Source organism: Rhodococcus sp. 14-2483-1-1 (assembly GCF_002259335.1).
Taxonomy (GTDB): Bacteria; Actinomycetota; Actinomycetes; order Mycobacteriales; family Mycobacteriaceae; genus Rhodococcoides.
This window is the reverse complement of sequence record NZ_NPFX01000010.1, coordinates 69,394-85,628: the sequence shown is the minus strand read 5'-3', so window position 1 is coordinate 85,628 and position 16,235 is coordinate 69,394. Positions and strand designations below refer to the sequence as shown.

Below are 16,235 nucleotides of genomic sequence, written 5' to 3'. Positions count from 1 at the left end.
GAAGTATGACGCCGATCACAGTGTAGGTTTTGGAGGATCATACGAAGAGGAGGTCGATGGCACCGTGAGACTGCGTGATCTGGCCGATCTCCCCGATCTGAAGCTGCAGCCGATCGTGACTCCCGAGCATTTCGACCCGACGATCAGGTGGGTCGTCACCACCGACATGCTCGATCCGAGCCGTTACCTCAGCGGCGGCGAACTGGTGTTGACCGGCTTGATGTGGCGGGCGGGCCCGGAGGATTCGAGAACCTTCGTGCGGGCGGTGTCCAAGGCCGGAATCGCGGCGCTAGCGGCCTCCGACGGCGGTGTTGTGCCCGACGACCTGGTCGACGCCTGCCGCGAACACGGTCTGCCGCTGTTTCGAGTGCCGGCCGACATCGCCTTCGCCACGGTCACCGAAAGTGTCGTCCGGCAGCTCTCGACGGCGCGGGCGTCGGATCTGGGCCTCGTGCTGGACCGGCATCGACGCCTCGTGGCGAGCGCCGGACCCGGCGGCGGCCTGGGGCCGCTCTTGGAGATGGTGAGTTCCGATCTGGGTATGAAGTGCTGGGTCGTCACCTCGTCGGGACGTGTTCTCGCCGGATCCGAGAACCCGCCCGACACTGCGGCCGTCGCGCGGGAGTTCATGACTTCGGTACGTCTGCCGCGGTACTGCCGAACGCAGCGGGTGTCGATCTTTCCGGTCGACGGGGAGGCCACCCCACGTGTCGTGGACTGGTTCGTCGCCTTCGAAAGCGATTGGCAGACATGGGATGTCCCGAGGACATCGCTGGCCGGGCAGTTGGCGTCGATCGTCGCCGTCGAACGCGGTCGCGTCGACGAACGCGTGTCAGGATCGGGCATCCTCGCTCAGGAATTCGTTCGCTCCATCGTGGGCGGCGCGACACCGGCGGACATCCTGGCGCAGATGCACGTCATCGGACTCGATACCGAAACACGCTATGCGGCAATCGTTGCCGCTACCTCGGGGGAGACGCTCCGGCTCGGTGAGCTGCGGCCGCTGCTACGAGAACTGCTGGCACCTCTCGACATCACGCTGGGAGTCGTCGAGAACGAGGCCATCGCTGTGGTGGAGGCGCGTACCGACAAGACCGACGCCGTTCGGCGTGCCGTCCAGTCCGTCACCCCGGGATTGATCGGCAGCGGCACCACCATCGGGGTCAGTGCTCCCACCGCGGCCGCCGACATCAGAAGCGCAATCGAGGAAGCGCGCTACGCCCGCAGGCTCGCCGAGGGGCGGGGTGCGGACTGCAGCGTCGTCGGTCATGACGAATTGGCAACGTTGACAATACTTTTGGCAAATGTGCCCGACGACGTCCGCCGAATGTTCACCTCGAGGCTTCTCGATCCCCTGACGGAGTACGACGATCAGCACAACAGCGATCTCATCGCCACGCTGTCGGTCTACCTCGACACCAACGGTGCCTGGACCCGATGCGCCGAACAACTACACATGCACGTCAATTCTGTGCGGTACCGAATGCAGCGCATCGAGGAACTCACCGGCCGCGACCTGTCGCGGCTGGAGGACAGAATCGAGTTCTACTTGGCACTTCGGCTGAGATGACTAGTGTGAAGCCCATGGCCCTCATCGCAACACTGGATTTCACGTTCAAGCCCGAATCTCTTGCCGAGGCGCGTGCGTTGCTGCGCACGGTGCTTGCCGATACCCGTGCGTTCGAGGGCTGCCTCGGCGTGGAGGTGTGGGTGGACGAGGAGAACGAGGCGCATGTCGTCGCGTACGAGACGTGGGAGTCGGCCGAGGCCGATGCGAAGTACCGCGAGTTCCGCGCCGGCCCGGGCAAGATCACCGAGATGCCGCCGCTCCTGGCTGCCGCGCCTGTACTGACGAAGTTCTCCGTGGATTCGTCGATCTGAGTTCACTGCGCGATGGCGCAGCGCAACGTCACTCGATTATTTTCGCCAACGGAAGTGGCCGCCCGGTGAGGAAGCCCTGCACCATGTCGGCTCTGAGTTCCACGGCGACCTGCAGTTCCGCCTCCGTCTCGACGCCCTCCATGATGACGGTCGAGCCGATCTCGTGGGCAAATCCGATCACCGATGCAGCAGCGGCCCGTCGGACCGCGTCGGTGTCGATTCCGTGCACCAATGCGTAGTCGACCTTGAGGGTGTCGGGCCGCAGTTCGACCACCTGGCGAAGCCCGGCGAAGCCGGCACCGACGTCGTCGACGGAGATCGAGATGCCCGCCACGCGTAAGGATTCGATGGTTCGAGCGACCGCACGGTAGTCGTCGACCCGCTCGTGTTCGGTGATCTCGATGTGGAACGCTCGGTCTTTCTGGAACGGTCGTAGCTTCGCAGCCAGGTCGATGGAACGAATGGTGTCGGCAGATGCATTGAGGGAGATGAAGATTCCGCGGGGCAGAGACTCGGCGGCAACGAGGGCACGTTCGATGGCCGCAACTTCGAGGAGCGGCCCGATTCCGGCGTTGGTCGCGTCGCGAAACCACATCGTCGGCGAGCCGTAGCCGAACGGGAAGCGCGAGAGCGCCTCGTAGCCGACGACGGTAGTGGTGACGGTGTCGCAGATGGGTTGGAACACCACGTCCGGCCCACCTCGCGAGATCAGACCTTCGATGCGTGCGCGAATGTCGGCTCGCGTTCCGGTACTGCTGCCGCGCGCGCTGCCGTCGTCCCCGGCCAGCCGAGACTTGTTGCGATACATCTCGATATCGGCCAGTGCGATCAGCTTGCGCACCACCGTCGGGGTGACGGGTGCGCTCTCGAGCGATTCCACGGCAGATCCGATGCTGGTGGTGAACGGAGGTCCGGAGAACGTCTCGTCGAGACCGCTCCGGATCTTGTCGACAGTCGATTCGATGTCGCCGGGGGACCCGACGTGCACCACCACGAACTCGTCTCCGCTCAGGCGCGAGACCACCGACGTCCGCGGGACCGCGGCGGTGAGGCGCGCTGCGATCTCGATCAAGACGGCGTCGCCGGTCGGGTGACCGAACCGGTCGTTGATCTCCTTGAACCGGTCGATGTCGAGCACAGTGACGCCGATGGTCCGATCGGAAGCATCGGCGGCGTACGCGATACCGACGCCGTCGATCGCTTCGAGCAATCCACGCCGGTTGAACAGGCCTGTCAACGAATCGGTGACTGCACCCGACGCCCGAGAACGCAGGTACCGAATGTAGGCCCGCATCATCAGCGGGGTGAGGTACAACGTGACGACGGTGACCGCGGTCGCGGCCACCAGCCACGGGTTCGTTCCCTGTTTCACTGCGAGGACGGCGAGAGTGAGGACCGTCGCCATCGAGACGGCGAGGTGAGCCCACATCACTCGATACGAGCTGGCGATGACGGTGAAGACCGCCACGATGGTGAACATCATGCACCCGGTCAGCGGGACGAGGCGGTTCGTACTGCTGAACAGGGTCGCCACGACGCCGATATCGGCGTACAGAACGAAGGCGTTGGCCACGCGCGGTGACGGCCACGGCCGCAGGAACCAGGCGATCGCCACCGGAATCGTCGTCAACGAGCCGAGGAAGACGTACACGTCCAGACCCTCGTAGTGGATGCCGGTGGCAGACATGAGGACGCCGGACACACCGAACAGGAGTGTCACGAGCCCGATGAAGTAACGCACCCAACGTTCGCGTGCGGTGTTCGCGAAGTAGGTGTAGTCGTCCTCGACGCTGTCGAGAGGGATGCCGATCCCAGGTCTGTACCGCGTACGGCCCTGGGCCGTCACCACGGTTCCCGGTTTGGAAATGGGCTTACCTCTCCTGGGCAGATCCCCGGCCATCACGAACGCTACCAGCGCTACCAGTGGCGGGGCCGAAATCGGGCGCACCTGTCGGCCTGTGGGTCAGACCATGTCTTTCTCGGTCATCCAACGCAGCGTGGGCCACCCGAGGAACACCGGCAACCAGCAGGTCAGCACACGGTAGAGCAACACCGACGGCACTGCGATCGAGGCAGGTAGCCCGAACGCCGCGAGACCGCCGATCAGTGCGGCCTCCACTGCACCCACGCCGCCGGGTGTCGGTGCGGCGGACGCGAGGGTTCCACCGATCATCGTCACGACGGTCACCGTCACGAACGTCGTACCGCCGCCGAAGGCCTCGATGCTCGCCCACAATGCCAGCGCTGCACCCAATGTCGTTGCGGCACAACCGAGAATGATGATCGAAAAGCGCTTGGGATCTCGCGCGAGCTCGCCCAGTTCGGTGAGGACTTCCTTGATCTGCGGCCGGACGGCGACTCGAAGCCACCGGCGCAACTTGGGCACGAACATGAAAGTTCCGACGACACCGAATGCGGCACCCGCTATCAGGTACAGCACGGTGTTGCCGGGCACCATGTTCGACAACCCCGAGGAGGTACCGGCGACGACGCTGAAGAAGATCAACAGGCTGACGTGCGTGATCACCTGGACCGACTGTTGCAGTGCCACAGCCGCTGTCGCGCGAACGGCACCCAATCCGCCCTTCTGCAGGAATCGCACACTCAGAGCCAGCCCTCCGACGCCCGCGGGGGTCGTCGTCGCGGCGAAGGTGTTGGCAACCTGCATGACCGTCAGATTCCAGAAGCTGACCTTGCCGAACGCGCACGCCCACAACGCAGCTCCGGCACCGACGTATGTCAGAGCAGAGACCGCCAACCCGAGCAGAACCCACCACCAGTCCACCGAACCCAGTTCGGTGACGAACGCAGGCACTGCGCTGATGAACGGGTACGCGACGTAGACCAATCCGATCAACAACACGAGCGAGATGATCTGGTTTCGGCTGAAACGAGTGACCTGTTCGGCCTCGATCTTGGCGGCCCCGGTCTGCTCGAGCACCTCGAGCCGGACGGCCTTCATCGTCTTGGCTGCATCGCGAACCGACTGACGGATTCGAGGCGGAATGGCGGACTTGGTGAGACGGCCCGATGCCGCGATCACGGCATCGAAGCCGAGGACGCCGGCGGCCGTTTCCACGGCACGGCGAGAGCCGAAAAGGTCTGCTGTGGTGAGCAACAGCTGCGCCACATCCGATTGCATCTGGGCATCCGACGCTCCCAGTTCGGCGTGCCCGTATCCGCAGAACAGAGCCCGACCCTCATGGATTCGGAGTTCGCCTCGATGCAGGTCTCCGTGCGAGATCTGGTTCTCGTGCAGGGTGTTGAGGGCCTTCCACAACGCGCTGAGGGTGGCGTCGTCGTGCTCGGCCTCGACCGGCTGACCGAGGGGCAGATCGTGCGCGTACAACGTCCACCCCCGATCGAGTGCCGCGACCGCGAGCGGATGGCTGCCCGCGGCACCCAGCCTCTCGATGGCCAAGCCCATCAGTGCTCGATGCTCGACGGCCCTGCGCATCGACGCATGGAGCGGCGCAGTTTCACTGCCACGCCGCGTGATCCATCTCCAGAACTGTCGTAGCGCGCCGCCGCTGCGCTGATTCTGCCCGTACAACTCGACCACCACATCGGCATCGGACGTGTGTGCGTTCAACACCAACGGACCCGGTCCGGCCGGACGGACGACGGTGAAGCTGTGGACGGTGACGCCGCGATCGCGGAACAGACGCAGTGCTGCGTCGAGAGGAACCTCGAGAGCCGGCGTACCGACCAGCAGCACGATGACGGCTCCGACGAGCCAGCCGACGGCCAGACCGAGCATCGAGCGAGCCGGAACGACAGTGGAGACGACCAGATGGATCGGCACGAACGCGAGCAACAGCGTCCACCATGCCCGACGCCACCGCGCGGGCAGGCCGGGGCCCGACACTGTGAGGGCCGCGGCCAACATCGCGATCCAGCGCGAGTCGTCGAGGAATTGCGACAGGAAGGTGTCGAGTCGCTCGGGAACGTCCAGGTCCCAGGTGGGGGTGGAGATTCCGGTGCCGGTGATCGACAGCGCCAACGCGGCCAGCAATGCCGCTGCCGCGTAGCCGGCGAGCAGTTTCCATTTGCGGCCGGCGATCAGGCCGATCAGGACTCCGAACGGGAGCGCGAGGATGGCGACGCCGTAGACGATGTAGACGGCGTTGGACTGGTCGGGGCTGAGCACGCCGACGATGTTCGATACCGATTCCTCGAGCGCATCCCACTGATTTCTGGTGATCAGCGAACCGGCGATGACCAGGCCGAGCAGTACCGCAGCCGACACGACCCGAATGATGTCGCTGGTTCTTCGCACCAGCGGTTGAAGCAGGTTCCCCGCTACGGGAATGTCCCGCCCATCCACACGCATGGGGTCAACCTACCGTGCAGTACGCCTGCGGAGTTCGTTGCGGACGGCGGGCCATTCGGATTCGATGATCGAGAACACGACGGTATCGCGCAACGAACCGTCGGGCATGCGTTGATGATTGCGCAGAATTCCATCCTGCTTGGCACCGAGCTTTGCGATCGCCGTGCGCGATTGCAGGTTCATCCAGTGGGTGCGAAATTCGACGGCGATGCATCCCAGCTCCTCGAAGGCATGCGTCAGCAGCAGCAATTTGCTGGCGGCGTTGGTGCCGGTTCCGTGCGCGGAGCGGGCATTCCAGGTGTACCCGATCTCGACCCGACGGTTCTTCGAGTCGACGTTGCAGAACGTCGTCGCGCCGATGATCTGGCCGGTGTCGTTGCGGCGCAGCGTGAACGGGAGCATGGTTCCGGCTTCGAGCAATCCGAGCCGACGATCGATCTCTGCCGCCATGTCCTCGGGTTTCGGCACGCTGGTGTACCAGAGGTTCCACAACTCGCCGTCGCGGGCGGCGTCGGACAGTCCTTCGAGATGGTCGTGGCTCAGCGGCTCCAGAGTCACGAGATCGTCAGCGAGGGTCACCGGTTGCAGAAAGGGCATTCGCCGACGATACGTCGGATCGTGCCGTCCGGGAAAGCGCAATGATTGCCGCAGCGGTGGCGGCGACAGCGACGACGACGAGGGCAATCACCTCGGTGAAAGCGTGTGCGTAGGCATCGGCGAATCCGGGTTGCCCGGATGCAGCGGCGTCGGCGTCGATCTTGTTCGACACCCGCCCGCGGATGAGGAAGGCCAGCAGCCAGGCATAGCCGGCGACCGCGATGGCCTCGCTGCCGATGCGGAACAGGTTGAGTACCCCGGCGGCGGTGCCGCTGCTGTGCGGCGGAACCGCGGCGAGTGCCTCGCCGTCGACCAAACCGATGGGGAGTCCGAAACCGAGCCCCACCAGAATCATGGGGATCGTCACGGCGGGAAGTGGGACGCCGGGCTGCAGGGCCAGCATGCCGATATTGCCGAGAGCGAGGCAGCCCAGGCTCGCGAGAATGACGCGGCTGGGGGTCACGGCGTCGAACATCGTGCTCAGCCGTGCCACGGTCAGCGGGGCGAGAAGAACCGGGATGGTCATCGCCAGCATGAACAATCCGGCTCGGCCGGGAGTCATCGACGCGACTGCGCTGAGGGCGGCCGGCAGATAGGTGAGCAGGGTGACGAAACCGATGGCTCCGGCGACCGGGACCAGGCAGAGCGCGAGGAATCGACGGTTGCGCAGTAGGCCGAAATCCAGCAGACGGTTGGTGGATTCGCTTCGCAGAGCAGGCAGAGCCAGGGTGCCAACGGCCGCTATCAGCAGGACGATCGCCTGAGCGGCGAACACCCCGCGCCAGTCGACCGCGGCGATCAGCAGCCCGGAGATCGTCGGACCCAGTGCCAGCCCCAGCCCGTTCACGGTGCCGAACAGTGCGAATGCCGTGGCCCGTTCGGTCCCGTGAAAATGCAGCGAAAGAATCGACGTCGAGCCCACCAGAACCGCAGCGGCACCGATACCCGCGACCACCCGCGCCCCGTCCAGTACGAGCAGGGAGGGTGCGAGTGCGCTCACCAGGCTGGCCGTGGCCGTGAGCAGTACGCCGATGCGGAACGACGTGCGGTGCCCGATGCGATCCGAGACCGCACCCCAGACCACTGTGAAGAGGGCGAACGCAACGTTGAAGCCGTTGACGACCCACTGCAGCGGGGTGGGATCGGAGCCGAGATCGGCTGCGATGACCGGAAGCGCGATGGCGGTGCCCGAGATCGACATCGGCACGACGAACTGCGCTGCGAGTACGACCGGTAGAACTGCCCTCATGAATCCCCCTGCGCTTAGGTACGATGCTTTTCGTACTAGAACAGGTTTTGAGGTACGGCGCAAGTCGTACCTTGATGCGGGAGGAGCTCATGGCAGACGAGAACGGGCATCCGGAGCCCGAAGAAATGCAACTCGGTGCGGTGATGTCCGCGCTGGCGGATCCGCTGCGCCGCAAGGTGGTCACCGAACTTGTCGGCGACGACGACGGTGCCGAACGAACATGTATGTCTTTCGAGCTCGGTGTCACCAAATCGACTCTTACGCATCACTTTCGAGTTCTCCGCGAGGCGGGTCTCGTGTTCCAGGTCGACCGTGGCAACAGTCGCAAGGTCTCGCTGCGCCGTCGCGAACTCGAGGATCGGTTCCCCGGCCTGCTCGATCTGATCGCCAACGAAATCCGCTAGCCCGAAACGGTCGCCCGTCGTACCGTGATGCCCATGCACATCGCAATGATCGGCACGACGGCTCCCAGTCACATCTATCCATCACTGGCCGTCATTGCCGAGCTGGTGCGGCGCGGGCATCGCGTCACCTATGCCGTGGGAGATTCCTTGCGGCACATGGTGGAACCGGCAGGCGTGGAGGTGGTCCCTTTCGAGTCGATGCTGCCCGACGGAGAGGCTTCGTGGCCCGATGATCCGGCGTCGGCGATGCGGGTGTTCCTCGACGAGGCCATTGCGTCGTACCCCGTGCTCACTGCGGTCTACGACGACGATCAGCCGGATCTGTTCCTGTACGACATCGGCGGCATGACGGCACCGGTCCTCGGCGTGCGCTACGGGGTGCCTGCCGTGCAACTCTCGCCGACGTACGTGGCCTGGGCCGGCTACGCGGAGGATCTCGGTGATGGGATGACCGCCATCCGAGAGTCGCCGACCGGTGTCGCGTATCGCGACACCTATGCAACGTGGCTGCGAGAGAACGACATCGACGCCGACCCCTGGGAGTGGATCACGTATCCGGCGCACTGCCTGTCGCTGATTCCGCGGGTGATGCAGCCGCATGCCGACCGAGTGGCCGACACGGTGCAGTTCGTCGGACCGTGCCTCGATCCGGTACGCCTGAGTGACCGCAGCTGGACGGCACCCGGGGCACCTGTCCTGTACATCTCGCTCGGCACCGGATACAACGAGCGACCGGACTTCTATCGACTGTGTATCGAGGCGTTCGGGAACACCGACTGGAATGTGGTGATCTCCATCGGTCGACGTGTCGATCCGGCCGTGCTGGGTGATATTCCCGCGAATATCGAAGTGCATGAACATGTTCCGCAGCTTGCGGTGCTGGACGCCACCACCGTCTTCATCACCCACGCCGGGATGGGCGGGTGCACGGAGGCGCTGTGGTTCGGCGTGCCGACCGTGGCGGTGCCGCAGGCTGTCGATCAGTTCGGCAACGCCGCAATGCTCGCCGAACTCGGGGTGGGCGTGCACCTGGACTTCGAGAAGGTCACGGCTGTGATGCTGGCAGAGGCAGTCGCCGACGCCCGCGAATTCGGTTCACGTGCAGCAGAACTCGGTGCCGAGGTGCGAGCACACGGTGGCGTCGAACAGGCGGCGAATGCGGTCGAGGCATTACGCCGTTAGGTTACGTCGCGAGCGCTCGTAGCTCCCGCGCGCCGGACTACCGCTCCGTGGTCGAGCGGCGACGGCGAATCTCCGCAAGGATTCCGAACGCGAGGCCGACCAGGATGCCGGTGCCGTGGTCGTCTCTGAGCACCGTCATCGTGATGCCGGTCAGCGCGACCATCGACAGCACCACGAATGACGTTCGCTCGACGCCCAGCCCGCGGCGCGCCACCACTGTCGCCACGATAGAAGCATTGCCCGCAACCACCGATGCGCCCACGCCGCCGATATCGAGTGCCGTCAGGTAGACGGCGAAAAACATCGCGTACACCTGGGCGCATCCACCGAGCGGACTGTGATCGGGCTCGACCGCGCAGGTCACCACCAGCACTCCGATCAGGGCCGCGACGGCCGCCGACGAACCGCCGCCGGTGTCTGCCGGATGCCACATGCTGTAGATCGCGACACTGCCGACACCACCGATGGCGTAGGCACACAACCAAGTGGCCGGCCCCACCCGGCGCTGCGCGGCGATCCCCACCAGCACTGTTCCGAGGAGGTTGAAGGCGAACTGACCCCAACCGTCCGGCTGCACCAGTACCGGTGTGACAGCTCGCCACCACTGGCCGGATTCGAGGAGCGGCCGGTTCCGGACGAGCAGATCCATCACGCTCGAGTCGAGAAAGGCGACCACGCTGACCACGGTGGTGATCGAGGCGACCACAAACGTCGGTACGGCTGAGTGGCGATCCGCAGATCGTGCGTCGGTCCCGGAATTCATCCGTCACCGTTCGCTGACACAGGTGCACGTTAGCCGCATGCACCCATGTCAGTCCTCCAGAACGCTGACGCTCACGCCGTAGGGCAGGAACCTGACCCGTCGACGCGGGTCGGTGTTGTCCTTGTGTGCACGGAGGGCATCGAGTTCGGTGGCGTAGAGCTGGTCGATCTGCGGCGATCCGGCGTCGTCGACGCTGTAGATCGCCCAGACTCCGTCGCCCTTCTGACCTGTGGTTTCGGGCTCGGGCGGAGCTTTGGGTGCACCGACGTTGGAGGCGAACAGCGAACCGACCACCTCGCGCAGTCCCTCGGTTGCCTCACGGGCGAACTTGTCGAAGTCGTCGGATCCGAATCCGAAGGGTCCTTGGTTGGCCATGGCAGTACCTCCTAGGTGAAACTCCAGTATGCGCGTTTCCTCCGAACAGCCGCCGAGCGTCCGCACGTTCACGTTGCCGGGCAGCACCGACCCAGCTCTGGTTTTTCTGCACGGGCTCGGCTCGGCGGGCATCCCGGCATTCGGTGCCATCGCAGTAGAGGCAGCTTTCGAGGGCCGAGAGAGGCTGCTGCCGGATCTGCTCGGCTTCGGTTTCAGCGATCGCCCGCTCGATTTCGGCTACTTGCTCGACGACCATGCTGCCGCCGTTGCAGACCTGCTCGATGAGCGGAATCTGACCTCGGTCGACCTCGTCGGCCACAGCCTGGGTGGCTCGATCGCCACCGTGCTTGCCCACCGTCGACCGGATCTGGTGGGCCGACTGATCGTGCTCGAACCCAACCTGCTGCCGTGGGACGGCACCGCCAGCGTCGAGATTGCCCGGCAGTCGGAGACCGAGTTCGTCGACACCGGTATCGACCGATTGATCGCCGACGCGGATCCGGAATGGGCGTCCACCCTGCGCGTTGCCGATCCGGTTGCACTTCATCGCACCGCCGTCGGCCTGTGCGTGGGACCTGATCCGACGGTGCAGGCCATGCTCGAGTCGGTCACCGTACCGCGGTTGTTCGTCTACGGAGAGCGTACCGGCGCTCCGAGGCAGCAGGACCGATTGGCTTCTGCAGGTGTGGGTTTCACGCGCATCGACAATGCCGGCCACGTCATGATGGCCGACAATCGCGAAGGCGTCGTAGAGGCAGTGAAAGCAGGGCTACTGCTGTAGCCGGGCTCCGATGGTGTTGTGCAGAGCCCGCAGCGAGTTCTGGCCGAGCGAGACCGTCTGAGATTCGATGTAGCGCAACAGATGCGAATCGTTGAGCACTTTCTCGCTCGACTGGATCAACACGGTGCCGGCACCGGTGAAATCGAACTGACGCTCCTCGCCGCTGTTGGCTCCGAGAAATCCGCGCGCCGCACCGAGGAAGTTCTGCATCCAGTCTGCATCGAAGTGATGCGACGGCGACGGGCAATCTGCCCATCCCACAAGCGCTTCCGGGTCGATGCGTAGTGGTGGCTCGGCGAACATGACGGTGCCGTTGGACGAGGCCAGGAACTTACCGGTGCCGAGCAGCGTGAGAAATCCCGGCACGATGGACTGCTTGAGATCCAGAGTCGGCTCGAACGCAAGCAGATTCGCGGCTCGGATCGTCAGGTTGCCGTCGTCGAGGTCGTAGCTGTTGATGTTGAATCCGCGATCGCCGAGAATCAGCTTGCCCTGACCCTGCGCGAGAACCCAGTCGTTCGAGTACAGCGGAGACGAGAACCGCGCGGCGACGATGGCGGGCATCGACGTCTGCCCGAGCGGCTCGAAGCGAATGTTGCCGTAGTACGCGATCATCGCGCCCTTCGACGTGAACCACGGCTGACCTGCGAGTTCGACACAGAACGCGTAATCGTTGCCGGGCACGTTGTCGTTGACCGGCAGGGTGTACGGGGTGTGAATCTCCAAACTCATTGCGCCGCTCCCTAGAACTTCTGCTCGGAGGCTTGAACCCACACGGTGCCCATGCCGGTCATCTTCAGCTGGATCGCCTCGCCGCTGCCCTTGCCGACGGCGTCACGCCAGCCGACATTGGCAGAGATGTCGACGTTGATGTTGCCGATGTGGCACACGTACGCCTGCGGATCGACCACCACCTGTGGGTGATCGGGCCCGACCTGCAACGGTGTCGCGCCGCCGTGCGACAGGACCGCGACGCTGCCCTGCCCGGTCAGTTGCGTCGTGAACAGACCTTGCCCGGTCATTGCGCCGCGCACTGCTCCGCGGACGCCGCCCTGCGAGGTCAACGCAACGATGGAACTCTGAAGGTAGCCGTCGTGCACCAGGAGCCGATCGGCTTCGACGGTGAGCATCGACGAACCGTCGAGATGGATCACCTCGATGTACAACCCGGCGTGACCGTAGAAGACCTCGCCCTGCCCCTCGGCGGCCATCATCGCGACGTGTTCGCCTGCCATCATCCGGCCGGCCATCCCGGCAACGCCGCCCATGCCCGGCATGGCACCGGCCGAGCCGCCCATCGAGTGCGGAACGAACCGGACGTCGCCGGTGTAGTAGAGCATCGATCCACGACGCGCGAGCACGTTTTGATTCGGTGCCAGAACGGATTTCACGACTTTGCTGTTGACGAGTTCGAGCGGCACGTCAGCGCTCCTCGGGTTGGATGTAGACGACGCCCTGGCCGTCGAAGCGGAGGGAGAACGCCTCGCCGCTGCCGCCGCCGATGGCGGAGCGCCACGTGACGTCGGTGACGAAGCTCTGGTTCAACTGGCCGCGATGGGCGACGAACGCGTCGGGATCGACGACGAGGGGGTATTGCGGATCGACGGCGAGGGCGATGATCGGCCCACCCTTCGACAACAGCGCCACGGTGCCGGATCCGCTGACCACCGTGGTGAACAAGCCCTGCCCCGACGTTGCGCCGCGAAGACCGGAGAACTTCACATCGGTCTTCAATTGACCTGTGAGAGCGAGCAATTGAGACGATTCGACGTGGAGGGTGTCGCCTTGCACCTCGACGAGAGTGATGTCCTGGGCATCGACGGCGAAGTACACGGTGCCCTTGCCGGACACGTCCATCAACGACAGCGACTCGCCGGTCACTTTCTGTTTCAGCGCGGCGCGGAATCCTCCGCCACCGCCCATCCCAGCGCTTTTGAAGGCGACATCGCCCTCGTACGCCACCATCGAACCCGACATCGCACGCAGGGAGTCGCCGGTCAGGTCTGCGACCAAGACACGGTGCCCGTTCATCCTCAGCTGAGCCACGGGGGAACTATGCCACTGCTCGCGCCCCCGCGGCTACTGCTGGAGAAAATTCAGACGAGAGGCTTCAACGCCTTACCTGCCAGCTCGACGGCTCCTGGCTGGTGTCCGTTGGTGATCAGGTTGATGATGACGCCGTCGATGCCCTTATCGAGGACGCGCTTCTGCACCTGCTCGGCGACATCGTCGGGGGTTCCGCAGAAGTGGCGATCGGTGGCCTTCGCGGCGTCCTCCTCGGACAGGTTCGTCAGATCGAGGCCCTGCTTCAGCACGAACTCGCGCTGCAACTCCTTGGCTTTGTCGCCGTCCTCGTCGATGATGACGAACGCGAGGAAGCTCGTTTCGAGGTCCTTCGGGTCGCGGTCGACTTCCTCGCACCGAGCCTGAACGGCTGCCATCTTGCGCGGCAATTCCTGTGCGTCGCAAATGATGTTGAGGTGATCGGCGAACTGAGCGGCCAGGCCGAACGTCTTCTTCTCGCCACCGCCGCCGAGCATGATCGGAAGATCGTCGCGGATGCGGGGCTCGTTCATCGCGTTCTCGACCTGATACCAGAGGCCGTCGAATGTCGGACGCTGACCGCGCAGCATGGGCTCGATGATCTGCAGGGCCTCGTCGAGACGCTCGAACCGATCGGTGAACGTACCGAATTCGAGTCCGAAGCTCTGGTGCTCGAGTTCGTACCAGCCGGCTCCGATCCCGAGGATCGCGCGACCGCCGCTGACGACGTCGAGCGTGGTTACGGTCTTGGCCAGGATCGCCGGATTGCGGTAGGTGTTCCCGGTGACCAAGGCGGAGAGCTGAATGGTGTCGGTGGCCGTCGCAAGGGCGGACAGCGCGGAGTAGGCCTCGAGCATCGGCTCGTCAGGCTTGCCGATGCCGGGAAGTTGGTAGAAGTGATCCATCACGAACGCGGTGTCGAACCCGGCCGCTTCGGCCTCGCGCGCCTGCGCGATGACCTGGGGAAAGAGTTCTGCGACCGAACCGTCGTAGCTGAAGTTGGGCATCTGGTAACCGAGGCGAATAGTCACGAGATCCACGCTACTCGGATATCGGCCCACGGCACGTGGGAGAGCGCGATAATTCGTCCATGACAACCATCGATCTGGCCCGAGCACCGTTCTCCGGATTCGCCGTCGACGACCTGCCTGCAGCCCGCAGGTTCTACGCCGACACCCTCGGTCTCGAGGTGACCGACAACGAGATGGGGATGCTCGAACTGCAGCTGGGAGCAGCGACGGTACTGGTCTATCCCCGGCCCGGCCACGTGCCGGCGCAATACACCATCCTCAATTTCCCGGTGGTCGACATCGAGGCCGCGGTCGATGTGTTGAGTGCGAAAGGCGTTGTTTTCCAACAATATCCAGATATGGGGACCGACGAGAAGGGGATCTTCCGACACGGTGGGCCGCTGATCGCCTGGTTCACCGATCCTGCGGGCAATGTGTTGTCGGTGGTGCAGGGCTGATCTATGCACTCGGGAAAGGAGCCTGCGGAACGAGCCTCAAGCTGTCGGGGTTCCTTGGGCGAGAGCGACTGTCCCGGAATTGGTCACTCCTGCGTCGTTCACCCACTCCACGACGGCGGTATCGCCGGGGACGCGGCCGATGAGCGCCTCCGACAGATCCGACGAGGACTGCACGTCCGTTCCGTCGAGCGAGACGATGATGTCTCCCGCCGACAAGCCGAGAGTCTCGGCCGGGGAATCGGAGTTCACCGAGACGACGGCCGCCCCCATCGCCGGCTTGTTCTCGAAGACAGACACATCACGCACCGACACTCCGAAGTACGGCGTCGGACCCACATGCACTGTGCCGCCGGACTGCCCGGCCAATACTTGATCGAGCACGGCAACCGCCTCGCCGATGGGGACGGCGTAGGCCTCGGGTGCCTGGGGCGGTGCGAACTCGGTGCCGTTGCGAGCGTCGTCCGACAGCCCGGCGGTGTTCACGCCCACCACCCTGCCCCAGGCGTCGAACAGCGGTCCACCCGAATCTCCTGCTCGCACATCGGCATCGACTCGAATCATCTTGTCCAGCGTGTTCCGTGAGCCGTCCACCGAGCTGCGGGTGCGCACCTGTTGATCGATAGCGGTCACGGCGCCGGGTGCCGGCACCAATACCCCTGCGCCCAAGGCATTTCCGATGGCGGTGACGGCATCACCCACGTCGGGAAGTGGGTCCGGGGCCAACTCGACCACTGGCAGGTCGGTCGCGGTGATCAACTGCACGACCGCGACGTCACGAGATTTGTCGTAACCCAGCACGGTGGCGTCGTAGGTCAGTCCGTTGCCCATGTTCACCGCGCTGATCTCGGTGGCGAACTCCACGACGTGGAAGTTGGTGAGCGCGATCCCGTCGGGAGCGACGACGAAGCCGGTACCGGCGACCCCGGAGAAACCGGCGGAAGCCGACAGTGTGACGACGGCTGGATCGACCCGGGCCGAGAGCTCGTCGAGAGTCAGTGGCGGCGGTTCGACGACGGGAGCAACTGGTGGGACGGGTGCAGGCGCGGCAGTGAAGTCGGTGGTTCCGGGATCGAGTGGTGGCGTCGCGAACAGCCACATACCGGCAGCGACCAGCGTCAGAACCACCGCTCGTCCACCCGACCGCATAGGAATCGATTAT

At 64.6% G+C, this 16,235-nt stretch carries 17 protein-coding genes; 6 read left to right on the top strand and 11 right to left on the bottom strand.

Features of this window, described 5'->3' with window-relative positions; translation table 11 throughout:
• The first annotated feature begins 64 nt into the window (after window positions 1-64).
• Window positions 65-1,570 (top strand): PucR family transcriptional regulator, encoded by a 1,506-nt coding sequence (locus tag CH294_RS08515; protein ID WP_249305164.1) that lies wholly within the window; start codon window positions 65-67, stop codon window positions 1,568-1,570.
• A 14-nt stretch (window positions 1,571-1,584) separates the two neighbouring features.
• Window positions 1,585-1,881 carry an antibiotic biosynthesis monooxygenase gene (locus tag CH294_RS08510; RefSeq protein ID WP_032379396.1) on the top strand — a complete coding sequence of 99 codons (297 nt, stop codon included), beginning with the start codon at window positions 1,585-1,587 and terminating at the stop codon, window positions 1,879-1,881.
• Window positions 1,882-1,909: 28 nt separating this feature from the next.
• Here the strand turns inward: CH294_RS08510 and CH294_RS08505 are convergent, their stop codons facing one another.
• The 4 genes from CH294_RS08505 to CH294_RS08490 are packed head-to-tail and all read right to left on the bottom strand — an operon-like array spanning window position 1,910 to window position 8,060.
• On the bottom strand, window positions 1,910-3,829 hold the full coding sequence (locus CH294_RS08505; protein WP_249305162.1) for a bifunctional diguanylate cyclase/phosphodiesterase: 1,920 nt from the start codon (window positions 3,827-3,829) through the stop codon (window positions 1,910-1,912).
• A gap of 15 nt (window positions 3,830-3,844) precedes the next feature.
• Window positions 3,845-6,214: a lysylphosphatidylglycerol synthase transmembrane domain-containing protein gene (locus tag CH294_RS08500; RefSeq protein WP_094737637.1), complete on the bottom strand. Its 2,370-nt coding sequence runs from the start codon at window positions 6,212-6,214 to the stop codon at window positions 3,845-3,847.
• 9 nt (window positions 6,215-6,223) lie between these two features.
• Window positions 6,224-6,811, bottom strand: coding sequence for a GNAT family protein (locus CH294_RS08495; protein ID WP_032402263.1), 588 nt, complete (start codon window positions 6,809-6,811; stop codon window positions 6,224-6,226).
• Window positions 6,780-8,060: an MFS transporter gene (locus CH294_RS08490; protein ID WP_094737636.1), complete on the bottom strand. Its 1,281-nt coding sequence runs from the start codon at window positions 8,058-8,060 to the stop codon at window positions 6,780-6,782. The genes CH294_RS08495 and CH294_RS08490 overlap by 32 nt, the downstream gene beginning before the upstream one ends.
• Window positions 8,061-8,149: 89 nt before the next feature.
• On the opposite strand from CH294_RS08490, the gene CH294_RS08485 reads away from it, so the two are divergent.
• Complete coding sequence (locus CH294_RS08485; RefSeq protein ID WP_094737635.1) at window positions 8,150-8,464, top strand: helix-turn-helix domain-containing protein; 315 nt, start codon at window positions 8,150-8,152, stop codon at window positions 8,462-8,464.
• 33 nt (window positions 8,465-8,497) lie between these two features.
• Window positions 8,498-9,646, top strand: coding sequence for a macrolide family glycosyltransferase (locus tag CH294_RS08480; RefSeq protein ID WP_094737673.1), 1,149 nt, complete (start codon window positions 8,498-8,500; stop codon window positions 9,644-9,646).
• A gap of 37 nt (window positions 9,647-9,683) precedes the next feature.
• Here the strand turns inward: CH294_RS08480 and CH294_RS08475 are convergent, their stop codons facing one another.
• Entirely contained in the window at window positions 9,684-10,409 is a 726-nt protein-coding gene (locus CH294_RS08475) for a rhomboid family intramembrane serine protease (protein ID WP_094737634.1), read from the bottom strand.
• Window positions 10,410-10,457: 48 nt separating this feature from the next.
• Window positions 10,458-10,784 carry a hypothetical protein gene (locus CH294_RS08470; RefSeq protein WP_032378612.1) on the bottom strand — a complete coding sequence of 109 codons (327 nt, stop codon included), beginning with the start codon at window positions 10,782-10,784 and terminating at the stop codon, window positions 10,458-10,460.
• Between the two features lie 28 nt (window positions 10,785-10,812).
• Here CH294_RS08470 and CH294_RS08465 point away from each other — a divergent pair, with 28 nt between their 5' ends.
• Window positions 10,813-11,565 (top strand): alpha/beta hydrolase, encoded by a 753-nt coding sequence (locus tag CH294_RS08465; RefSeq protein WP_094737633.1) that lies wholly within the window; start codon window positions 10,813-10,815, stop codon window positions 11,563-11,565.
• Here the strand turns inward: CH294_RS08465 and CH294_RS08460 are convergent.
• From CH294_RS08460 to CH294_RS08445, 4 genes are all read right to left on the bottom strand, one after another.
• Complete coding sequence (locus CH294_RS08460; RefSeq protein WP_032402205.1) at window positions 11,554-12,297, bottom strand: AIM24 family protein; 744 nt, start codon at window positions 12,295-12,297, stop codon at window positions 11,554-11,556. The genes CH294_RS08465 and CH294_RS08460 overlap by 12 nt on opposite strands.
• An 11-nt stretch (window positions 12,298-12,308) precedes the next feature.
• Complete coding sequence (locus CH294_RS08455) at window positions 12,309-12,986, bottom strand: AIM24 family protein (protein ID WP_032378609.1); 678 nt, start codon at window positions 12,984-12,986, stop codon at window positions 12,309-12,311.
• A gap of 1 nt (window position 12,987) precedes the next feature.
• A complete protein-coding gene (locus CH294_RS08450) occupies window positions 12,988-13,596 on the bottom strand; it encodes an AIM24 family protein (protein WP_032402204.1) in 609 nt (202 codons plus the stop codon).
• Window positions 13,597-13,661: 65 nt separating this feature from the next.
• A complete protein-coding gene (locus CH294_RS08445; RefSeq protein WP_170944645.1) occupies window positions 13,662-14,639 on the bottom strand; it encodes an LLM class F420-dependent oxidoreductase in 978 nt (325 codons plus the stop codon).
• Between the two features lie 59 nt (window positions 14,640-14,698).
• Between CH294_RS08445 and CH294_RS08440 the strand changes: the two genes are divergently transcribed.
• Complete coding sequence (locus CH294_RS08440; protein ID WP_094737632.1) at window positions 14,699-15,076, top strand: VOC family protein; 378 nt, start codon at window positions 14,699-14,701, stop codon at window positions 15,074-15,076.
• A 36-nt stretch (window positions 15,077-15,112) separates the two neighbouring features.
• On the opposite strand, the gene CH294_RS08435 is transcribed toward CH294_RS08440, so the two are convergent.
• Window positions 15,113-16,222, bottom strand: coding sequence for a trypsin-like peptidase domain-containing protein (locus CH294_RS08435; RefSeq protein ID WP_094737631.1), 1,110 nt, complete (start codon window positions 16,220-16,222; stop codon window positions 15,113-15,115).
• Window positions 16,223-16,235: the final 13 nt, after the last annotated feature.